Raw genomic sequence first — 21,524 nt, forward strand, 5'->3', positions numbered from 1 at the left:
TTACTTAAACTTTTCCTTCAGCAGCTCGATCTCCACGGCCGGCGAAATCTTTTCGTAGAGAATGTGGTAGGCGGCGGAGGTGATGGGCATAGGCACCTGCAGCTTCTTATTCAGCTCATGGATGCTTTTCACGGCGTAGTAGCCCTCGGCCACCATGTTCATCTCCATCTGTGCCGACTTCACGGAGTACCCGCGCCCGATCATGTTGCCGAAGGTGCGGTTGCGCGAAAACTGCGAGTAAGCCGTTACGAGCAGGTCGCCGAGGTAGGCGGAGGCCGACAGGTCGCGGGGCTGAGGGTTGAGGGCGTGCACGAAGCGGCGCATTTCCTGCACGGCGTTGCTCACCAGCACCGCCTGAAAGTTGTCGCCGTAGCCCAGGCCGTGGGCAATACCGCTGGTGAGGGCAATGATGTTCTTCATCACGGCGCAGTACTCAATGCCGTCGAGGTCATCCATCGGGTGGGCCTTCACGTAGCGGTTGCGCAGCAGGCGGCAGAAGTCCTCGGCCAGCGTGTGGTCGGGCGAGCCGATGGTGAGGTAGCTTTGCTTTTCCAGGGCCACCTCCTCGGCGTGGCAGGGACCGGCCACCACGCCCAGCTGGGTGTGCGGCAGCCGGAACCGCTCGGCCACGTAGTCCGTCACCAGAATATTCTTGCCCGGAATCATGCCCTTGATGGCCGTGATGATGCGTTTGTGGCGTAGCGCGTCGCGGTCCAGCTTATCCAGCACGTCCTTCACGAAAGCCGCAGGCACGGCCAGCACCAGCCAGTCGGCCTCCTTTACCACCGCCTCCAGGTCGCTGGACGGAGACACGCGCGTCAGATCGAAGGCCACGGAAGACAGGTAGCGCGGGTTGTGGCGGGTGCGCTGCAGGTGGTGCACATCGTCCTTGCTGCGCATCCACCAGCCCACGCGGGCTCCGTTTTCTGATAGTATTTTGGCTAATGCGGTGGCCCAGGAGCCGCCGCCAATCATGGCAATCTTTTCCAAGCTGGGTGGGGCAGAATCAACGAATACGAAAGAGCAGACAGCCTTTTGGGGCGCCCGACGGCCGAGTTTAGGCAAAAAAAACGGAAGGGCAGCTTCGTCTCCGAAGCCGCCCTTCCGCTGCGGGCCCGCGCTGGCAGCCCCTCAGGCAGTTAGCCTGGTTAGTCTTCCTTGGGCTCTTCGGCCTTCATAGCGGCTTTGTTGATGCTCTTGGCATCCTTCACCGTAATCAGTTCGCCGTCCTTGAGCGTTTTGGATACGGCCCGGAACGGCCCGCTCACTACTTCGCTGCCGGCGGAGATGCCGCTCAGGATTTCGATGTTCTGGAAGTCGCTGATGCCGGTTTTCACGGGCGTAAGTACGGCCTTGCCGTCTTTCACCAGGAACACTACCTCCTGCACGTCGGCTTTGGGCGCTTTCTCCGCGTCAGCCTCACCTCCACGGCCCCGGCCTACCTTGATGCCCCCTTTGTCGCTGTCGGCCCCGCCCTTGGCGAAGGCGCTGTCGGAGCGGGTGGTCACGGCGGCCAGCGGCACCGTCAGAACGTTGCTTTTACGCTCGGTGATAATGTCGACGGAGGCCGTCATGCCGGGGCGGAAGGGCACTTGCACGCGGCCATTGACCGTGCGCAGCAGGTGGCGGTACGAGTCGGGCAGCAGGCGGATACGCACCTCAAATTCGGTTACGGCTTCGGCCGTAAGGGCATCCTTGGCCGTGTTGGCGATGCTGGTGACCAAGCCCCGGAATTTCTCGTCCTTGCTGGCGTAGGCATCCACTTCCACTTCCACCGAGTCGCCGAGGCTCACGTTGGTTACGTCGTTTTCGTTTACGTTCACGCGCACCTCCATGGAGTTCAGGTTGGCAATGCGCATGATTTCGGTGCCGGCCATCTGCGAGGTACCTACTACCCGCTCGCCACGCTCGACGTTCAGCTTGCTGATGGTGCCGCTCACGGGAGCGTAGATAGTGGTTTTGTCGAGGTTGCGGCGGGCTTCATCCAGGCCGGCCTGGGCGCTGCGCACCTGGCTCTGGGCCGCCCGAATGCTCTGGCGGGCCGAGTTGATTTCTTCCTGCGAGGCCTCGTAGGCAGCTTTGCTGGCTTCAAAATCGGCCTGCGAAATCACCTTCTGCTTGTAGAGGGAGGCGTTGCGGCGGTACGTTAGCTCGGTTTGCTTGGCGTTGGCAATCAGCTGCTGCATGCGGGCCTGACTCTGGCCCACGTTGGCGCGCTGGGTGCCTACCACGGCATTTTGCTGGTTTACCATGGCCTGGTAGTTGTCGGGGCGGATGCGCAGCAGCAGCTGGCCCTTCTTCACGGAGTCGCCTTCCTGCACGTAGAGCTCGGTTATTTCGCCGGACACGTCGGGCGAAATCTTCACCTCGGTTTCGGGCTGCACCTTGCCCGAGGCGCTGACCTTTTCCACGATGGTAGCCGCCTTGGCCTTGGCCGAAATAACTTCGGTGCCCGTGGGGGCGCCAATCCAGCCCTGTTTTTTAGCCAGGACAAACCCACCCACCAGCAGCACTAATACTGCTATCAGGATGTACAGCGTACGGTTGTTTTTCATAGTTGGGGTATTAGGAACTTAGGGTCTTGGGAAGCTTCGTTGGTGTTTTGAAAAACAGCCAAGCGTAGGTTTACTGAAAGGGCCGCTACGTATACTATCGACTTCACTTAGTCGCTCAGTCACTTATTTACAGACTGATGGGGCCACCCTGGTAAAAGTCCAGGACCTTGCGGCGGAAGATGAACTCGTACTTGGCCTGAATCATGCTCGACTCGGCGGCCGTGAGGTTGTTCTTCGAGATGTTGAACTCGGTGCCGTTGAGCAGGCCGTTGTTGAAGCGGATTTCGGCGTTGCGGTAAGCCGTCGTCAGGGCCTCTACCTGGCGCTTGGCGGCCACGTAGCGGCGCTGGGCTGCGCGGGCATCGGCATAGGCCTGTTGGATGTTCTGGCGCAGGGTAAGGCGCGTCTGGTCGGCCCGGAGCTGGGCCTGCTGCACCGAAACCTGCGCCCGCTGCATGTTGATGCGGGCCTGAAAGCCGTTCAGAATCGGCACGTTCAGGTTGAACTGCAGCTGCTTGCCCAGGTTGTCCTTGATCTGATTGGAAAAAGCGGTGGGCTTCACGTCGAAGCGTGGCTGGGCCACCCCCGTCACAAACTGCGTAGGCACCGGCACGGAGCCGGGCACAGTGGGGTCGTAGATGAATACTGGCGCGTAGTTGTAATCCACCTCCCCCGTTGGGATAAACGAGGAACGGGCCGAGGAATACCCCGTGAAGATGCCGGCAGAGAATGTGAGGCGCGGGTAGTAGGCACCGCGGGCTACATCTACGCCCAGGTTGCTGGCCCGCACGCGCTGGTCGGCGGCCTTCACTTCGGGCAGGGTGCTTTCGGCCGTGCGGTACGTTTCGTCCAGGTTCAGCGTAAGCTCGGCTTCGTCGTCGGGGTCGGGCAGCTGGGGCACGTCAATCTGGAAGTTCTCCGCCTCCGCCCCACTCAGGTTCATCAGCTGGATCAGCTGCAGGCGGGCAATGTCGCGCTGGTTTTCGGCCGTGATGACGTTTGTCTGGTCCGATGCCTGCTGGGCCTGGGCATCGAGCAGGTTGCTTTCGGCCACGGCACCGGCGCGCAGCAGCTTGCGGGTACGCTCAATCTGCTGCTCGGCACTGTTCACCCGCACCTGGTTGGCGCGCACCAGCTCCTCGGCCAGCACCAGCTGCAGGTACTGCGAGGCCACGTTCAAGGCCAGGTCGTTGCGGGCCTTGTCCACGTCCTGGCGGCCGGCTTCCAGCGTCAGGGCGTTCTGCTTGATGGTGTTGCGCAGCTGAAAGCCCGAAAACAACGTCACCTGCGAAGACAGGGAAAAGTTGTTCGAGCGAATCGTCTGGGTAATGAACTCGTTGGTGAGCGGGTCGAGGCTGGTGCCGAAGTTCCAGGACTGGGAGGCATTGGCCCCGGCGGTGGGCAGCAGGGCGGCCCGGCTCTGGCGCAGCGTGGCCTCGTTCAGGTCAGCCGACAGCTGCGTCTGGCGCACGTTGAGGTTGTTTTGCAGGGCATAGTCCACGGCGCGCTGCAGCGTCCAGGCTCCGGCGGGCGCGGCCGGCACAGAGCCAGCGGGAGGCTGGGCGGGCGAGGTAGTTTGAGCCATTGCCGGCGTGGCCAGCAGACCAGCACTCAGCAACCAATACAGATGTTTCATAGCAGAGTAAAAGAAAGAGCGGCGAAACAGAAGCCTGAGCAGAAACCCGGTGGCCGCCGGCCACGCAAGGTAGCAGCGCAGAACCGGGTGGCGGCGGCAGAATCTACCAACGCCGCCGCGCCAGCCCCCAACGGGCCCGCGCGGCGGGTTAGTCGAGGCTGGGAATGTAGGTAACGTGCTGCACCCAGCTTAGCTGGCGCAGGTACTCGAGGGTAATATCTTTCAGGCCGGAGTCGGTTTCGATGAACTGCCGGGCCAGCTCGTGCTTGCCTTTGCGACTTACAAACATGGTGGCAATGTTGCAGTCGTCGTGGGCAATGACGGAGGCAATGAAGGCAATGGAGCCCGGTACATCGGCCGCATCAATGATGAGCGTGTGCAGGGAAGCGGAGAAATCGGACGGAAACCCATCTACCTCCACAATGCGAATAACGCCCCCGCCCCGGCTCTGGCCCACCACTTCCACCGCGTGCCCGGTACGCTCGTCGCGCAGCTGCAGCTTAATGGTGTTGGGGTGCATGGTGGAGGCATTGCCCACGCTCTGAAACGTGTAGTGCAGGCCGGCCTCGCGGGCGTGGTCGAAGGCCTCGCGGATGCGCACGTCGTCGGTGGCGTAGCCCAGCAGCCCGGCCACGATGGCGCGGTCGGAGCCGTGGCCCTCGTAGGTGCGGGCAAAGGAGTTGTAGAAGGTGATAGTGGCGTGCGTGGGCAAAGACCCCAGAATGCGGATGGCGGCGCTGGCAATACGCACCACGCCGGCCGTATGCGAGGAGCTGGGCCCGATCATCACCGGCCCGATCATATCAAAAATGCTGCTTTTCTCTGCCATGTAGCGCCGTCTCAAGGCCGGTTGCAGGCCAAAAGTAGAAGTTTCGGCCGGGAATGCAACTTCCCTGCTGGCCAACCTTTCCCGGCCGGTAAACTATTCGCGGGCCGGGCACGGCCGGGGCGCGAAGCTTTCGGGGCGTTTTTCGTTCTTTGCGCCTGCTTACCCGCCCGCTTTCTGCTTATGCCCTCTCCCACTTCCGTTTCGCCCGAAGAGTTTTCGCCCGCCGTGCTGGAGCAGCTGCGCCGCCTGCAGCAGAAATACGCTGCCGATGGCCAGGACCTGGCCGGCTACCTCGAAGGCCTCTACTACGCTGATTACGTCAACTACTGGGACTACATCGAGCTGGACACGCTGCTGAGTTTGCAGCGCCCCCTCACCCAGATTCCCGACGAGCGGATTTTCATCATCTACCATCAGATTACGGAGCTGTACTTCAAGCTCTGCCTCTGCGAGTACGAGCAGCTCGGCGACCTGCAGCAGCCCACGCTGCAGGAAGTGGTGTTGCGCCTGGGCCGCATAAACCGCTACTTCGAGAATTTGATTGATTCGTTTGACGTGATGGTGGACGGCATGGACAAGCAGCAGTTCCTGCAGTTCCGCATGAGCCTGATGCCGGCTTCGGGTTTCCAGAGCGTGCAGTATCGCATGATTGAGCTGGCTTCTACCTCGCTCTTCAACCTGGCCGACCGCGAAAAGCGCCGCCTGCTGGGCGAAGCTGCCGCCCACGACGAGCTACTGGGCTGCATTTACTGGAAAGCCGGCGCCACCATCGAGGAAAGCGGAGCCAAGGCGCTTACCCTGATTCAGTTCGAAGAGAAATACACCGATACCCTGCACGAGCACGCCCGCCGCTTCACGGAGCGCAACGTGTGGAGCATGGTGCAGCGCCTGCCGGCCGACGATCAGCAACACCCCCGCTTGCTGCGCGCCCTGCGCCAACTCGACGTGAGCGTAAACGTGAACTGGCCGCTGATGCACTACAAGTCGGCGGTGCGCTACCTGGAGCGCGACCCGACCGCCATTGCGGCCACCGGCGGCACCAACTGGAAAAAGTACCTGCCTCCCAAGTTCCAGAAGCGCATCTTCTACCCCGCCATCTGGAGCGAGCAGGAGCTCGAAGACTGGGGCAAGGGCTGGGTGGAAAGCGTGCTGGGCGAGCAGGGGTAAATTGTTAGGCTTATGCCTTCATTAGTTATAGCGCTTGTACAGCCCTCCCATGAAGATTTTGCTCCTGCTTTGCCTGCTGCTACCCGGCATAATCTGGGGCCAGGGACGGCGCCAACCCACGCCGGAGCAATTGTCCCGGCCGGCGGGCACCATCAACGAGCAGCCGCGTTTCGGTGGGCAGCTCAAAAATGCGGAACAGCTGGCAGCCGATGCGGAGTTTATTCAGGATGCATTGCGCCGCAGTAATGGCAACGCCCGGGAAGCGGCACGCATATGCGTTGATTTGGGCTGGAGCTATCTGCGTGCCAACATCCCTGTTACAGCCATCAAGCGCTTCAACCACGCCTGGCTGCTGGACTCCACGCTGGCCGATGTGTACTACGGGTTCAGCGCGTTTCTGCAGCAGCAAAAGCGGGTTGCCGAAGCCGAGCAGTACTTGAGTATGGGCCAGCGGCACGATGCAGGCAACCAAGGCCTCATCCGTTATTACAGCAATTTAGCCTACGCGCATACTCAGCGCCGAGAGTTCCAAGAGGCCATTGCCATCAATGAGAAAATTCTCGGGCTGGATGCCGACAACGGCTTTGCCTATGCCACCTCGGGCCGCTGGTATATGCAGCAGGACACGGCCAAAGCCCGCGCCTATCTCACCCGCGCCGTGCAGCTTAATCCGCAGGACTCAACTTCCTTTCTGAACCGGGGCTGGCTTTCCTACGGTCAGAAGCACTACCCCGCCGCCATAGCCGACTACTCGGAGGCTATCCGACTGAACCCGCGCTATGTCAGCGCCTACGCCAACCGGGCCCTGGCCTACACCGAGCAGCAGAACTATGCCGCCGCTATTGCCGACTGGCAATCCTGCCTGAAGCTGGTACCGCCCCGCGAAAAAGCTCCGCTGTTTGGCACTATCGGTGAGCTTAAGCTGAAAATGAATGATAAGCCCGGCGGGTGCGAAAGTCTGCGCATGGCGCTGCAGTGGGGCCTGGACCCAGCGCCGGAAAAGCAGGTTCGCAAGCTGATCAAGGAGAACTGCCGCTGAGCTTCATCAGCAATAAAATGCCGGCCCGGGGCAGCTTCAAGGATGAAGATGCCCCGGGCCGGCATTTTAGGTTTGTTCCTGCAGCCTACTTGGCCGCCGTCACTGCAAAATCTACCTGGGCCTTGTCCCATAGTAGCGTCACCTTACCGGACTTAGTTACCTGGAACGTGAGCTGTTCGGTAGGCGTAGCGGCGGTTTTGGCGGGTACCTGCACACGTAGAGCGTCCTGGTCCTGCTTGTATTCGTAGGCGCCCCACTGGTCGGGCACTTTGTTGAAGATGATGGTCCACTCCTGATCCCCGGGAATGGAAAACAGCGCATACTTGCCGGCGGGCAGCGCCTGGCCCTGCACCAGCACGTTTTTATCGACCGAGAAAGTGGTGGCCTCGTTGGCCCCGGTGCGCCACACCTGGCCCAGCGGCACCAGCCCGCCAAACACCTTGCGGCCCTTCACCGATGGGCGGCTGTAGTCGATGGTGATGGTGCCGGCCGGAGTTTTGGCCGTGGCCGCTGCGGGCGGGCTCGGGCGCTTGGACTTGTCTTCGGGCTTTTTGGCTTGCGCCAGGCTGTCAAACGACAGCAGCAGGCAGGCCAGCCAAAGCGCGGACAGCAGCCCGAAGCGAAGGAAATTTTTCATGGCAAAACGGGTTAGTAAGAAGTAGTGGCGAAAAGATACGGGATGCGGCGGTGGGTTGCACCAGCGGAAGCCAAACCCACTCCTCACGCATCGGCGGCCATGCGCGAGGTGGCCTGGGTGTCGGGCATGCGCCAGTAGACGATCAGGGAAATAGCCGCGCAGGCCGTCACGTACCAGTAGTACAACGATTCTACGCCCTGCTGCTTGGCCAGCAGCGCCACGTACTCGGCCGTGCCGCCGAACACCGCCACCGTAAGCGCATACGGCAGCCCCACGCCCAGGGCCCGGATTTCCGTTGGGAACAGCTCGGCCTTCACCACTGCGTTAATGGACGTGTAGCCGCTCACGATGGTGAGGGCCAGCACCAGCAGCCCGAAGGCCGCGCCTACGCTGCCGGCATTTCCCAGGGCCGTGAGCAGCGGCACCGTGCCCAGCGTGGCGCCTACCCCAAAAAACAGCAGCACCGGCCGCCGCCCTATCTTGTCCGACACGGCCCCCATCAGCGGCTGCAGCACCAGGGCCACGGCCAGCGCCCCGAAGGATACCAGCGTGGCCTGGGCCTTGCTGAAGCCCGCTGTATTCACCAGAAACTTCTGAGCATAAGTGGTGAAGGTGTAGAACGCCAGCGTGCCCCCCAGCGTAAGGCCCACCACCGTCAGGATTTCGCGGGGGTGGCGCAGTAGCAGTGCCATCTTGCTGAGTTCAGCAGCTGCCGTAGGCGAGGTGGTATCCTGCTGCACAAACTCGGTGGTTTCGGCCATGTTACGGCGCAGGTACAGCGCCGACACCGCCGCGGCCGCCCCCAGCACGAACGGCACACGCCAGCCCCAGCTGGCCAGCTCGGCGGGCGTGAGCGTGGCCTGCAGCCCCAGCTGCACCAGCAAGGCCAACAGTTGCCCGGCCAGCAGCGTCACGTACTGAAACGAGGAGAAAAAGCCCCGGTGCCGGGCCCCGGCCATTTCGCTCAGATAGGTAGCCGAGGTGCCGTACTCCCCGCCCACGCTCAGGCCCTGCAGCAGCCGGGCCATCACCAGCAGCACCGGTGCGGCCACCCCAATCTGCCCGTAGCCGGGCGTGAGGGCAATGAGCAGGGAGCCGCCGCACATAAGCAGCACCGAGAGCAGCAGGGCGGCTTTGCGGCCGTGGCGGTCGGCGTACACACCCAGCAGCCAGCCCCCCAGCGGGCGCATCAGAAAGCCCACGGCGAAAATGGCGGCCGTGTTCAGCAGCTGGGCTGTTTGGTTGCCCTCCGGAAAAAACGCCGGCGCGAAGTACAGGGCAAAGGCCGAATACACGTACCAGTCGTACCACTCCACCAGGTTGCCGATGGAGCCACTCAGGATAGAGCGCAGGCGAGACGAGAGCAAGGGGGCTGCAGGCATAGGCAGAAAAGCATAAGACCGGATTTCCCGGTCTGCAAGGTAGTCAGCCAGCTACACTGCTACCGGGCAGACGTAGATAAAGGCAAAACGCGGGCACGAATTACACCTAGTAACTTCCTCATCATCAACACTAAAGCAAGCCCACATCGGCAATATATCTATACTACATTGAACCATTACCGTCACCTTACCCGTTTTAGGGCCTGAATATTCCCTTCTCCCGATCTTTCACTGTATGGAACAGCCGCATGACCAACGGCTCAACGCTCGTTTGGAACAATCCTTTAAAGATGCGGACAAGGCCCGCGAAGAACTTACTGACTCGCTGGCCAACTCCATGGCTACCAACTGCGACCTGCTGCACCACGGCCTGGTAAGCGCCCGGGGACTGGAGGTCACCACCGAAATGTACCGCTACATGCTAGCCCAGCTGCTGCGCCACCCTTCGGGCGAAGTACGAGCCCAGGTGCTCAATGCTTTCAACAGCTCCATGGAGAAGTTCTGGCCCCGCAAGCAGAACATCCACCACGAAGTGAAGCCCGCAGAGTAAGCCGCGTACCTGAAAAAACAGCAAAGCCGACGGATATGCATATCCGTCGGCTTTGCTGTTTTTTTCAGGTACCAGTGGCGGAAGTGTAAGCTACTGGCAACTGAACATGGACAACTCACTTACCAGCTTCTACCAAGCTGATGGCGTAGCCGCCGCCGGGGGCACAGAGCTGAGTGAGCTTGGTTTTGCGGGTCACCGTTTGCTTGCGGATCTGGTAGGCCTGCGGGTTTTTCTCGTAGTGCGCGTCCTTGGCATCGGCGTAGATGGTGGCCGTGTACTTCTTGCCGGGCTCCAGGAAGCTCAGGTCAATCTTGGAGGTGCGGCCGTTTTCGTCGCAGGTGCTGCCTACAAACCAGCTGCTCTTGCCCTTGGCCTTGCGGGCGTAGGTGATGTAGTCGCCGGGCTCGGCTTCCAGAACTTTGGTATCGTCCCAGTCGACGGCCACGTCCTTGATAAACTGGAAAGCGTCGAGGTGCTTGTTGTAGGTTTCGGGCAAATCGGCGGCCATCTGCAGGGGCGAGTACATGGTCACGTACAAGGCCAGCTGCCGGGCCAGCGTACTATGCACAAAGGAGTTGTTCTGCGGATTGTACGCACTCACCTTTGTCTGGAAGATGCCGGGCGTGTAGTCCATGGGGCCGCCAATGAGGCGGGTGAAGGGCAGAATGGTGGTGTGGTCGGCGTTGTTGCCGCCAAACGACTCATACTCCGTGCCCCGGGCCGCTTCGTTGCCGATGAGGTTGGGGAAAGTGCGCGAGAGGCCAGTGGGGCGCACCGCCTCGTGGCCGTTCACCATGATCTTGTGCTCGGCGGCCTTTTCCAGCACGTAGTTATAGTGGTCTATCATCCACTGATCATAGTGGTGGTGGCCCAGGGGCACGATGTCGCCCACGTAGCCGGTCTTCACGGCGTTGTAGCCGTTATCGTTCATGAACTGGAACGCCTTTTCCAGGTGCCGCTCGTAGTTGCGCACCGAGCCAGAAGTCTCGTGGTGCATGATAATTTTCACGCCCTTGCTGACCGCGTAGCGGTTCAGCTCCTGCACGTCGAAGTCGGGGTAGGGCGTCACGAAGTCAAACACGTAGTCCTTGTGCTTGCCAAACCAGTCTTCCCAGCCTGTGTTCCAGCCTTCTACCAGCACGGCGTCAAACCCGTGCAGCGCGGCAAAGTCAATGTACTCCTTCACGTGGGCGTTATTAGCGCCGTGGGTGCCGTTGAGCTTCACCGTCTTGTAGTCCACGGAATCCAGCTTGATATTGTCCATGTTGGTGTACGACCACGAGCTTTTGCCCGTAATCATCTCCCACCACACGCCCACGTACTTCACCGGCTTGATCCACGACACGTCCTTGAACTTAGTCGGCTCGTTCAGGTTCAGCACCAGCTTGGACAGTAGAATGTCGCCGGCTTTGTCGCTCACAATCACCGTGCGCCAGGGCGAGTTGGCTGGGGTCTGAATCAGGCCCTTGTCGCCCACCGCGTCGGGCGTCAGGTGGCTTTCCAGCGTCATCGTCTTATCGTCCAGCTCCAGGTGCATGCAGGAGTAGTCGATCAGGGCCGCCTCGTGGATGTTGATGTAGAGCCCGTCCTGGCTTTTGAGCATCAGAGGGGTTTGCAGGCCGGTGGGCGAAAACGTGGTCTGGGAGGCGTTGCCAGTCACGGCGGCCTTCATCTTGCCGCGCACTTCCGACAGCTTGGAGGTGACGGTGCTGTACTCCTGGGTGTCGTAGTCGCCGGGCAGCCAGAAGGCCTTATGGTCGCCGGCCAGGGCAAACTGGGTGCGCTCCTCCTTGATGGTGAAGTAGTCGAGCTTGGGCTGGCGCGGAAACTCGTAGCGAAAGCCCAGCCCGTCGTCGAACACCCGGAACCGCACGCGAATCGTGCGCTGGGTTTCGGCCTGCGTCAAGGTCACGGCCAGCTCGTTGTAGTGGTTGCGGATGGTTTTAGCCTCGCCCCACACCGGCGTCCAGGTTTCGTCGAAGGAGCGGGTTTGCTTGTCGGTTTGGGCAAAGCCTGTTTGCAGGCTGGTGGTGCCCTTCAGCTCCAGGCCAAGCTTGCTGGGTTTGATAACCTCGCGGCCCTTGTAGCTGAAACGGTACGTGGGCACGCCGCCCTGCACCTCGAAATTGAGCGTGAGCTGCCCGTTGGGCGACTTGATTTCCTCGGCCGTAGCCGCGTACCCAAGCAAGCTCAGACAGACAAGCAGCAGCGGCGCGAACGGCCGGGAGATGGAGCGGGCCCCGAAAATGGAAAAGCGTTGCATCATGCAGTAAGGGGAAAGAAAAATGTAAGGGGAAATGCCGAGGGAGTTCCGGTAAAAGCACCGATGAAGCCGGGCTCTGGGCCAAAGGTAACAGCAAACCGCAGCTCCTGCCGGACAGATTTCCGGGAGAATACGACGCCAAACGGCCCTGTCGCGCACTAATGGGCTGCGAATCCGGGCCGCGGTTTTCGTACTTTTGTAGTTCGTTTATTTCCTGGTTTAAAGGATAAATGCCTTTCACCCCTCCGCTATGCCCGCTTTCCGCGAGATTGAAGTGCTGCTGCCCGCCGAGGTAGCCTACGACGAATACGCCCGCTACCGCGCCCTGCTGCAGGCGGCCGGCCTCCAGCCCGGCGACGCCGACTTTGTGCACCTGCGCAAACGCTCCATCGACGCGCGCGGCCGCCAGCCCCTGGTGCGCCTGCGCGCTGACATCTACCCCACCGCCCCGCCCGCCGATTTGTTTGGCCCCTGGTTCACTTATCCCAACGTAAGCCGGGCGCACCGTTCGGTTATCATCGTAGGGGCCGGGCCGGCCGGGCTGTTCGCGGCGTTGCGCTGTATCGAGCTGGGCCTGAAGCCCGTGGTGCTGGAGCGCGGCAAGGACGTGCGCACCCGCCGCCGCGACCTGGCCGCCCTCAATAAAGACCACGTCGTGAACCCCGATTCCAACTACTGCTTCGGCGAGGGTGGCGCGGGTACCTACTCCGACGGCAAGCTCTACACCCGCTCCACCAAGCGCGGCGACGTGCAGCGCATCCTGCGCCTGCTGGTGCAGCATGGGGCCACGTCCGACATCCTGGTGGATGCGCACCCTCACATCGGCACCAACAAGCTGCCCGCCGTGGTGGCCGCCCTGCGCGACTCGGTGCGGGAAGCTGGCGGCGAGGTGCGCTTCGATACGCGGGTGGATGACTTGGTGCTGACCGATAACCACCTGCACGGGGTCGTTACCCAAACCGGCGAGGAGCTGACGGCCGATGCCGTGATTCTGGCTACCGGCCACTCGGCCCGCGACATCTACGAGCTGCTGCACCGGCGCGGCGTGCTCATTGAGGCCAAGCCCTTTGCCCTGGGCGTACGCGTAGAGCACCCCCAGCAGCTCATCGACCAGGCCCAGTACCGCTTGAAGGAGCGCGGGCCGCTTCCGGCTGCCTCCTACGCCCTGGTCCACCAGACGCACTGGCAAAACCGGCAGCGGGGCGTGTTTTCATTCTGTATGTGCCCCGGCGGCTTTATCGTGCCGGCGGCCACCGCGCCGGGCGAGGTGGTGGTGAACGGCATGAGCCCCAGCCGGCGCGACTCCCGCTTTGCCAACTCGGGCATCGTCACGGCCATTGAGCTGGAGGATATGGACCTGAAGCAGCATGGGGCCCTAGCCGGCCTGCGCCTGCAGCAGCAGATTGAGCAGCAGGCCTGCCAGCTGGCCGGCAACACCCAGCTGGCGCCCGCCCAGCTGCTGGGCGACTTCCTCAGAAAGAAACCATCCGCCAGCTTGCTTGAAACCTCCTACCAGCCCGGCCTGGTCTCGGTGCCGATGGATGAGGTGCTGGGCGCTGGCCTGGCGGAGCGGCTGCGGCAGGGTTTTCAGAATTTTGGCCAGAAGATTCCCGGCTACGCCACCAACGCCGCTCAGATTGTGGGCGTGGAAAGCCGCACTTCCTCCCCCGTCCGCATCCCGCGCGACCGGGACACGCTCCAGCACCCCGAGGTGCGCGGTCTGTTCCCGTGCGGGGAGGGCGCGGGCTACGCGGGCGGCATCGTGTCGGCCGCCATGGATGGGGAGCGGTGCGCCGAAGCGGCTTTTGCCCTGGTGCGCAGTGCCTAGGGCTTGGGGAATCGTTGTTTTTCTGTTTAGCAGATACAGCCTGCTTTATGGGCTTCTGGCTTTTTGCAGCAGAAGCCCGTATATACGTCCTGTAAACCGCTTTTCCTGGCTAGCCTATGCACCAGGCACCAAGCACTAAGCACCATTCTACCATGAAAAAGACCCTTGTTCTCGGGGCGAGTGATAACCCGGCCCGCTACTCCCACCAGGCCGTACACCGCCTGCAGCGCCACGGCCACGAAGTAGTGCCCGTGGGCATCCGCAAAGGCCAAGTGGGTGGCCTGTCCATCGAAACCGACCGTCCCGCCGCCCCCGACGTGGACACTGTAACGCTGTACGTGGGCCCGCAAAACCAGCCCGCCTGGTACGACTACATCCTGGACCTCAAGCCCAAGCGCATTATCTTCAACCCCGGCACCGAAAACCCGGAGCTGGAGCGTTTGGCCCGTCAGCGCGGCATCGAAACCGAAGAAGCCTGCACCCTGGTGATGCTCAGCGCAGGCCAGTACTAAAATGTGTACAATGTGCGAATGTGGAAAATGTGCTGCGCTTCGCTAATGCGCAGAATGCGTTGAGGATGTTTCGGGGCGGGTGACTTCATTCGTACAGTTCAACTCCAGGCACTACTTTTTTCAGAACGCCCTTTCCTGTTGCATACGGGAAAGGGCTTTTCGTTTTATTTCGACTGAAAAAACGTGGCTTCACTTAATGAAAAAGGAATTCGACCTTCTGTCACAATACACCTGTGAATCTGGATGTAAAGCCCCCTTACTTACACAGGGGTAAAATATAGTTCCCCATCAGCACATTAGCGAAGCGCAGCACATTTTCCACATCCCGCACATTCGCACATTAATTTTTCCTAGTCAGGCAACGGTCCACTCCGGCTCCGCATCTACCCTGCCAAACGCCCGCTATTTGCTCCGAAACGCTACTACGCTGTGACCGAGGTTGAACTCATAACCGCCTGCCGCCAGGGCAGCAGCCGCGCCCAGAAACTGCTCTACGAGCGGTTTGCGGGGTTGATGCTGGGGGTGTGCCTGCGGTACCTGCGCCAGCGCGACGACGCCGAGGAGGTGATGCTGATGGGCTTCGTAAAAGTTTTTCGGGCCCTGGAGCAGTACCGCCACGAAGGCTCGTTCGAAGGCTGGATTCGCCGCATTATGGTGAATGAGGCCCTGGGCCAGTTGCGTCGCAAGGAGCCCCTGCACCTGGCCATCGACGACCTGACCTACGACGTGCCGACCACGGCCGCCGAAGCCGAAAGCCAGCTCAACGCCGACGATATGCTGGCTTTGCTGGCCGACCTGCCCGCTGGCTACCGCACGGTGTTCAACCTCTACGCGCTGGAAGGCTACACACACCCCGAAATCGGCGAGCTGCTGGGCATTTCGGAGGGTACCAGCAAGTCGCAGCTAAGTAAGGCGCGCGCCATGCTGCAGCGCCGGATTGCCGCCGCCAACACAGTGGCCGTTTCCTCCACCCAACCGAAAGAACTGTATGCAACCGGAAGATATTGATAAGCTGTTTCGGCAGCGCCTGCAGGGCCACGCGCCCACGCCGCCCGCCGACCTCTGGAGCCGCCTGGAGGCGGAGCTGCAGCCCGAAAAGAAAAAGCGCCCGATGATGTGGGTGTACTCCATGGCCGCCGCTATTGCCCTGCTGCTGATGGTGGGCGCCGGCTGGTTGCTGCGCGGCCCGCAAAGCCCCACCACGGGCTCCGAAACCCCGCTGGCCGCCACCGAAACGCCCGCCAGCGCCCCGGCTTCGGTTATGGAGACGCCGGCCCCGGAAGCTTCCAAAGAAAAAATGATTGCCCAGGCAACGCCCTCCCCGGCCCCCGCATCTACCACCCCAGAAGCCCGGCCCGCCGCTGCAACCCGGCCCCAGGCCTCGGCCCCGGCGCTGGTAGCCGCGGCCTCCCGCCCGGCCCGCCCCCGCTCTGCGGAGGCTTCTGCCAACCCCACCACCAAGAGCTCTTTCACGGATGTAGCCGTGGTTCGGCCGCCCGATGCGCAACCGGAGCGTACTCAGGCCGCGCCTGCCCCAACTACTCCCGCCCAAACACTGGTGGCTTCGGCTACGCCCGCTGCTTCCTCGGCCGCTCCGGTCGGCCCGATTGAAGTGGAAGTGCGTCGCCAGGCCGAAACGCCCGCTGCCCTCGCGGCAGCTGCTCCCGACCGTCGGCCGCGGCTGGGAGGTATTCTCCGGCAAGTGCGCAACGCCGTGCGTGGCGACCAGGTGAACCTGGCCGACGCCGGATTGCCGGAAACCCTGACGGTGCAGGCCCGCGTGGCTGGGCGCACCCTCACCAAAACCATTCAACTCTAACAGTTTCTTCTCTTTTCAGCTATGAAACGCTTTTCTGCTCTGCTGGCTTTCCTGCTGCTGGCGGTGCTGGCTCCCGGCCGCTCCCTGGCCGCCTCTTCGGCCCCCACCAACGACGACACGATTATGGTGAAACTGCCGAACCAGGCCACCATGACCCTCTATGTAAAAAACAAAGAGCAGCTGCGCCAGATGCGCACCTACAAGCTCGACTCCCTCATGCTCCTGCTCGATGCCTATATCACCCAGGCCGAGGCTGCGGGCAAAAACTCGAAGACCGACCAGGTGACGCTGGAATTCTACCCCGCCAAGGAGCGCCCCGGCACCAACGCCCCCGAGCAGATTCGGGTAACGGTGCGCAGCCAGGACGGCAAAGGCCCCGCCAAGACTGACCGCGTGGACGTGATGCTGGGCAAGATGGGCGTGACGGTGAAAGACTCCGACAACGAAGACGGCGTGTCGGTACACATCGGCCGCTCGCCTTCGGAAGACTCCATCCGCAACGTGGAGCGCCAGGCCCGCCAGGAAGAAAAGCGCAACCGCCGCGTGCACCAAGACTTCACCCTCGACCTGGGCCTGAACACGCTTGTACACCGCCCGCCGCTGCTCGGCGGGGAAGACTTCGAGCTGCGCCCGGTGGGGTCCCGCTACGTGAGTTTGAACTGGCACTACGATGTGCGGGTAGGCGACAAAAACTCGCCCCTGCACCTGATTACCGGCCCGGAGCTGGCCTTCAACAACTACATGCTGGATAAAAACTTCCGCTTCCGGGATGTGGACGGCGTGACGATGGCAACCAAGGAGCCCACGTTGAGCCTGGAGAAAAGCAAGCTGGCCGTGACGACCCTGAACCTGCCCCTGATGGCCGTGCTGGACTTCGACGACAGCAAGGGCCGGAACGTCTTCCGCATCGGGGCGGGCGGTTTTGTGGGCTACCGCCTGGGCGCCCACACCAAGCTGAAGTACGAAAGCGAAGGCAGCACCCGCAAAGACAAGGACCGCGGCAACTACAACCTCGAAGAGTTCCAGTACGGCGTGCAGGGCACCGTTGGTATCCGCAACATCGACTTGTTCGTGAAATACAACCTGAACGACACGTTCAAGGCCAGCCGCGGCCCCGGAGGCCAGACGCTGAGCTTCGGCCTCTCCCTCTGCAATTAACGCCAGCCGCTACGCAAGTCGTAGCCGCCCACGAAAGAAAAAGACCGTCCTGGTGCGCTTGACAAAGCAGGACGGTCTTTTGTGTTTTCATCCCTCACGCCCAACCGTTATGTCCATCCCTACAATTGAAACTTCGCCCCAGCCGTATGCCCGCCTGGGCGGCGCGCTCTACCTGGCTATTATCCTGTTCGGGGCGTTTGCGGAAGGGTTTGTCACCAGCAAGCTGATCGTGGGCGGTGATGCCGTGGCCACGGCCCGCAACATCCTGGCGGAGCCGGGGCTCTGGCGCCTCGGTGTGGCCGTCAACGTGCTGGTGGTGCTCTGCGCCGTGCCGCTACTATGGATTGAGTTTATGCTGCTGCGGCCCGTGAGCAAAAGCCTGGTACTGCTGGCGCTGCTGCTGAATGTGGTTTCCCTGGCCGTGGAGGCCGTCAGCAAGGTGTTTCTGCTTTTGGTACTGCCCACGCTGGAGAATACCGGCCACCTCAGCGGCCTTGGCTCCGGGCAGCTGCCCCTACTGGCCGGCCTGGCCCTTCGGTCGCATGATATTTCCTTCAACATTGCGCTTATCTTTTTCGGGGGCACCTGCCTGCTCAATGGCTACCTGATTCGGAAGTCGGGCTATTTCCCACCCGTGCTGGGCGTACTGCTGCAGGTGGCGGGTGCGGGCTACCTGGTAGCCTGCTGTGCCGCGCTGTTTGCCCCGGCTCTGGCCGATATGCTCCTGCCCGGTATCCTGCTGCTGCCGCTGGTGGGCGAATCAGCCTTTTGCCTGTGGCTGCTGATTAAGGGCGTCAACCAGCAGAAGTGGCATGAGCGGGTACACGGGCCAGGCACCCGCGCCTTGGCAGTTGGCTAACACCCGCAACCGCCTACAGCTGCCGGAAGAAATTATCCAGCAGAATGCCGGCCGAAATAGCCACGTTCAGGCTTTCGGCCTGGCCCCGCCCGGGAATGTGCAGGCGGCGCGTGAGGCACTGGTGTACCTCGGGGCGGAGGCCGTGGCTTTCACTGCCCATCACCAGCACACCCCGGGGCGCCAGCGTGAGGTGATGCACGTTGTCGCCGGCCAGGTCGGCGCCGTAGATGGGCGCAGTGGCGGGCAGCGAAGCCAGCCAGGCTGGCAGCTCGCGCTGCCACACCGGCACGCGGGTGAAGGAGCCCATGGTGGCCGCCACGGTTTTGGGGTTCCAGGCATCGGTGCAGGTTTCGGAGCACACCACGCCCGCCAGCCCGTACCAGTCGGCCAGGCGGATGAGGGTGCCCAAGTTGCCCGGGTCGCGCACTTCATCCAGGGCCAGCAGCAGATTATCGGTGGCGGCGGGCAGCGGTTTTTCGGTCGGAATGCGGGCTACGGCCAGGGCCGTGTTGTTGGTAGCCAGGGTACCCAGCTGGGTTAGCTCGGCTTCCGAAACCACCTCCACCGGTACGCCCGCAGGCACTTCCTCCCCGATTTTTGCGGCAAATTCGGCGGTCAGGAACACGCGTTCCGTTAGAAGTCCTGAACTTAGCAACTCCCGCACGCTCTTGCCGCCTTCTACCAGGAAGGCGCCGTGCCGCAGCCGGTACTTTTTCTGCTGCAGGGAGTGTACGTACTTGACAACTGCTTTTGACACCATATTCTTCTGTTGTGCTGTCTGCGCCCCGGCGAGTTATTTCCTGGCTGATTCTTGGATTGAGCCTGGCCGCGCTGCCGGGCTGCTCGCCCACCCGGCTGCTGGCCCCCGGGCAAACCCTGCTGTACCGCGCCCGGCTGCAGGGCGCCAGGGAAGTGAATGCCGACCGGCTGGAAGCCTTGTACCAGCAAAAGCCCAATACCCGGTTTCCGCTGCCAAAGCTAGCAATCTATCAGCTGGGGCAATACTTCTACAACCCCGAGCGCCTGCAGCGGCAGCTGGAGGAAGAGCGCACCAGGTACGACTCGCTGATCCGGCTGGCCGGCCGCGACTCCGTGACGGTGGGCAACCTGCTGCTCAAGCGCGAAAAGCACACCCAGCGCCACCAGCTGGTGCTGAGCAAGGGCAACGCCCTCATGCGCATTGGCGAGGCCCCGGTGGTGTACGATTCGGCACTGACGGCCCGCACGGTAGAGCAGCTGGGCATTTTCCTTCGTTCCCAGGGTTATTTCCGCAGCCAGGCGCGGGCCGAGCAAACTGTGCGCGACCGGCGCGTGTCGGTGACCTACCACGTGGTGGAAAATGCCCCGTTCCGCTATGCCCAGCTCGACTACCACATTGGCGACACGCTGGTGGCGGGCGTGGTGCTAGCCGGCAACAAAAACTCCCTGCTGCATCTGGGCGACCGGTACAACGAGGAAATTATTGGTCTGGAGCGCGCCCGGCTGGAAACCCTGCTCAAGAATGCCGGCTACTACGACTTCCGCCAGCAGTACGTGAGCCTGGAGGCCGACACCAGCTTTGCCCCCGGCACCGTGCGCCTGCGCACCATTGTGGCTAACCCCGGCCCCGGTGAGCGGCACCGCGTGTACACCATCCGCCGCGTGAACGTGTTTACCGATGCCGGCACCACCCGCTTCGGGGTGAAGCGCGACACCGTGCGCCGCGACTCCATCAGCTTTCTGGCTTACCGGCACCGCTACAGCTCCAAGGTGCTCAACCAGCGCGTAGAAGTGCGTCCCGGCGCCCGCTACAGCCTTTCCAACACCCAGACCACCCAGCGCCAGCTCGCCGATCTGGATATGTTCCGCTTTAACAACGTGGTGTACCAGAAGGTGGCTGGCGACAGTGCCAGCGGTCTGGCCCGCCTCGATGCCAACATCTACGCCTCGCCCCTGAAGAAATTTCAGGAAACCACCGAGTTGGGCGCTACCTACTCGGCCGAGCAGCTTGGGCCCTTTGCCAACGTGCGGGTGAAAACGCGCAACCTGTTTGGTGGAGCCGAAATACTTGAAGTGAGCGTGCGGGCGGGCCTGGAAGGTCAGTACCGGCAAACCGTAGCCCCTGGGCAGGATAATACCTTTCTCACCACCCAGCTGGGCGGCAACGTGAGTCTGATTCTGCCGCAGTTTCTGGTACCCTGGCGCACCAACCGCTTCCTGACGCGCTACAACCCCAAAACCCGGATTTCCACTTCCTACACCTACGTAAAGCGCCCCGACTACACCCGCACCAATCTGGAGGGCAGCTACGACTATATCTGGCAGCGCAATGCGTACCAGCAGTACGTGGTAACGCCACTGAACGTGAGTTTGATTAATACCAGTAAGCTCGACTCAGCCTTTCGGGAATACCTAAAAACACTGGCCAACAACGGAGCCTTGCTGCGCAGCTTCAGTCGGCAGCTGGTGCCCAGCGCCAGCGCCACTTCGCTCTACAACAGCAACGACTTCAACCAGACCCGCAACGCCAGGTACTTCCGCGTAACTGCTGAAATAGGAGGCTTAGGACGGAGCCTCTACACCCGCCCTGACCCCAGCACGGGCGAACTGGAACTGGCCGGCATTTCCGTGCTCGACTACGCCCGCTTCAACGCCGACTACCGCCGCTACTACCGCCTCACCCCCGCTACCTACTTGGCCTGGCGCCTGAACGGGGGCGTGGCGCACGCTCTTACCCGCACGAACTTTATTACGGATGGTAGAGCCAGCGCCTCGTATGCTATTCCCTACGACAAAAACTTCTTTGCCGGCGGGGGCTCCAGCCTGCGGGCCTGGCGTCCCCGGCGCCTCGGGCCGGGCTCCTACTTTGCGCCTCAGACCGATAAAAGCGGGAACCCGCTCTACGACAGTCGAGGCAAGCTTATCCAGGACGAGAATGTAGAGCAACCTGGCGAGCTGCTGCTGGAAGGCAGTGTGGAGTACCGGTTTCCCATCTACGACTACATTCACGGAGCCTTCTTTACTGATTTCGGCAACGTGTGGTCGTTGCGCACGGACGACCCGCGCGAGGGCGCCAATTTTGCCGTGAATCGCTTTTACCGGGAAATTGCCGTGGGCAGCGGTCTGGGCCTGCGCTTCGACTTCACTTTCCTGATTATCCGGCTGGACGTGGCGGCCAAGGTGTACGACCCCACCGCGCTGCCCGGCGACCGGTGGGCGCTGGGCCGCTTTGCGCTCTGGCGCAACGATGCCAAGCCCTGGCTGAACACGCCCACCGTCAACGTAGGCATCGGCTACCCGTTCTAAGCTGC

18 protein-coding genes are annotated in these 21,524 nt (G+C 62.0%); 10 read left to right on the forward strand and 8 right to left on the reverse strand.

The window, feature by feature from the left end:
• The 4 genes from I5L79_RS14505 to sdaAB form a co-directional block, all read right to left on the reverse strand.
• The gene (locus I5L79_RS14505) at positions 1 to 990 is read right to left on the reverse strand and encodes an NAD(P)H-dependent glycerol-3-phosphate dehydrogenase (RefSeq protein WP_231403110.1); all 990 of its coding nucleotides are present in this window, start codon (positions 988 to 990) and stop codon (positions 1 to 3) included.
• Positions 991 to 1,148: 158 nt separating this feature from the next.
• Positions 1,149 to 2,555 (reverse strand): efflux RND transporter periplasmic adaptor subunit, encoded by a 1,407-nt coding sequence (locus tag I5L79_RS14510; protein WP_196955778.1) that lies wholly within the window; start codon positions 2,553 to 2,555, stop codon positions 1,149 to 1,151.
• 127 nt (positions 2,556 to 2,682) lie between these two features.
• Positions 2,683 to 4,191 carry a TolC family protein gene (locus tag I5L79_RS14515; protein ID WP_196955779.1) on the reverse strand — a complete coding sequence of 503 codons (1,509 nt, stop codon included), beginning with the start codon at positions 4,189 to 4,191 and terminating at the stop codon, positions 2,683 to 2,685.
• A gap of 148 nt (positions 4,192 to 4,339) precedes the next feature.
• On the reverse strand, positions 4,340 to 5,020 hold the full coding sequence (gene sdaAB / locus I5L79_RS14520; RefSeq protein WP_196955780.1) for an L-serine ammonia-lyase, iron-sulfur-dependent subunit beta: 681 nt from the start codon (positions 5,018 to 5,020) through the stop codon (positions 4,340 to 4,342).
• Positions 5,021 to 5,200: 180 nt separating this feature from the next.
• On the opposite strand from sdaAB, the gene I5L79_RS14525 reads away from it, so the two are divergent.
• A complete protein-coding gene (locus I5L79_RS14525; protein WP_196955781.1) occupies positions 5,201 to 6,187 on the forward strand; it encodes a tryptophan 2,3-dioxygenase family protein in 987 nt (328 codons plus the stop codon).
• Positions 6,188 to 6,236: 49 nt separating this feature from the next.
• A complete protein-coding gene (locus tag I5L79_RS14530; protein WP_196955782.1) occupies positions 6,237 to 7,226 on the forward strand; it encodes a tetratricopeptide repeat protein in 990 nt (329 codons plus the stop codon).
• A gap of 85 nt (positions 7,227 to 7,311) precedes the next feature.
• Here the strand turns inward: I5L79_RS14530 and I5L79_RS14535 are convergent, their stop codons facing one another.
• Positions 7,312 to 7,863, reverse strand: coding sequence for a DUF2911 domain-containing protein (locus I5L79_RS14535; protein WP_196955783.1), 552 nt, complete (start codon positions 7,861 to 7,863; stop codon positions 7,312 to 7,314).
• Between the two features lie 83 nt (positions 7,864 to 7,946).
• Positions 7,947 to 9,245 carry an MFS transporter gene (locus I5L79_RS14540; RefSeq protein WP_196955784.1) on the reverse strand — a complete coding sequence of 433 codons (1,299 nt, stop codon included), beginning with the start codon at positions 9,243 to 9,245 and terminating at the stop codon, positions 7,947 to 7,949.
• Between the two features lie 235 nt (positions 9,246 to 9,480).
• Here I5L79_RS14540 and I5L79_RS14545 point away from each other — a divergent pair, with 235 nt between their 5' ends.
• Positions 9,481 to 9,795 carry a hypothetical protein gene (locus tag I5L79_RS14545; RefSeq protein WP_196955785.1) on the forward strand — a complete coding sequence of 105 codons (315 nt, stop codon included), beginning with the start codon at positions 9,481 to 9,483 and terminating at the stop codon, positions 9,793 to 9,795.
• A 115-nt stretch (positions 9,796 to 9,910) separates the two neighbouring features.
• On the opposite strand, the gene I5L79_RS14550 is transcribed toward I5L79_RS14545, so the two are convergent.
• Positions 9,911 to 12,058 carry a glycoside hydrolase family 97 protein gene (locus tag I5L79_RS14550; RefSeq protein WP_196955818.1) on the reverse strand — a complete coding sequence of 716 codons (2,148 nt, stop codon included), beginning with the start codon at positions 12,056 to 12,058 and terminating at the stop codon, positions 9,911 to 9,913.
• A gap of 250 nt (positions 12,059 to 12,308) precedes the next feature.
• On the opposite strand from I5L79_RS14550, the gene I5L79_RS14555 reads away from it, so the two are divergent.
• The 6 genes from I5L79_RS14555 (at position 12,309) to I5L79_RS14580 (ending at position 18,234) form a co-directional block, all read left to right on the forward strand.
• The gene (locus I5L79_RS14555) at positions 12,309 to 13,886 is read left to right on the forward strand and encodes an NAD(P)/FAD-dependent oxidoreductase (RefSeq protein WP_196955786.1); all 1,578 of its coding nucleotides are present in this window, start codon (positions 12,309 to 12,311) and stop codon (positions 13,884 to 13,886) included.
• 152 nt (positions 13,887 to 14,038) lie between these two features.
• Positions 14,039 to 14,398, forward strand: a complete 360-nt coding sequence (locus tag I5L79_RS14560) for a CoA-binding protein (protein ID WP_196955787.1) — start codon at positions 14,039 to 14,041, stop codon at positions 14,396 to 14,398.
• A gap of 429 nt (positions 14,399 to 14,827) precedes the next feature.
• The gene (locus tag I5L79_RS14565; protein ID WP_196955788.1) at positions 14,828 to 15,406 is read left to right on the forward strand and encodes an RNA polymerase sigma factor; all 579 of its coding nucleotides are present in this window, start codon (positions 14,828 to 14,830) and stop codon (positions 15,404 to 15,406) included.
• Positions 15,387 to 16,217, forward strand: a complete 831-nt coding sequence (locus I5L79_RS14570; protein ID WP_196955789.1) for a hypothetical protein — start codon at positions 15,387 to 15,389, stop codon at positions 16,215 to 16,217. Before I5L79_RS14565 ends, I5L79_RS14570 begins: the two co-directional genes overlap by 20 nt.
• Positions 16,218 to 16,238: 21 nt before the next feature.
• A complete protein-coding gene (locus I5L79_RS14575) occupies positions 16,239 to 17,375 on the forward strand; it encodes a porin family protein (protein ID WP_196955790.1) in 1,137 nt (378 codons plus the stop codon).
• A gap of 109 nt (positions 17,376 to 17,484) precedes the next feature.
• Positions 17,485 to 18,234, forward strand: a complete 750-nt coding sequence (locus tag I5L79_RS14580; protein WP_196955791.1) for a DUF4386 domain-containing protein — start codon at positions 17,485 to 17,487, stop codon at positions 18,232 to 18,234.
• Between the two features lie 13 nt (positions 18,235 to 18,247).
• On the opposite strand, the gene I5L79_RS14585 is transcribed toward I5L79_RS14580, so the two are convergent.
• Entirely contained in the window at positions 18,248 to 18,994 is a 747-nt protein-coding gene (locus I5L79_RS14585) for a TrmH family RNA methyltransferase (RefSeq protein WP_196955792.1), read from the reverse strand.
• A gap of 11 nt (positions 18,995 to 19,005) precedes the next feature.
• On the opposite strand from I5L79_RS14585, the gene tamL reads away from it, so the two are divergent.
• The gene (gene tamL, locus I5L79_RS14590; protein ID WP_196955793.1) at positions 19,006 to 21,519 is read left to right on the forward strand and encodes a translocation and assembly module lipoprotein TamL; all 2,514 of its coding nucleotides are present in this window, start codon (positions 19,006 to 19,008) and stop codon (positions 21,517 to 21,519) included.
• Positions 21,520 to 21,524 lie beyond the last annotated feature (5 nt).

The sequence above is a fragment of the Hymenobacter guriensis genome (assembly GCF_015773195.1).
GTDB classification, from domain to species: domain Bacteria; phylum Bacteroidota; class Bacteroidia; order Cytophagales; family Hymenobacteraceae; genus Hymenobacter; species Hymenobacter guriensis.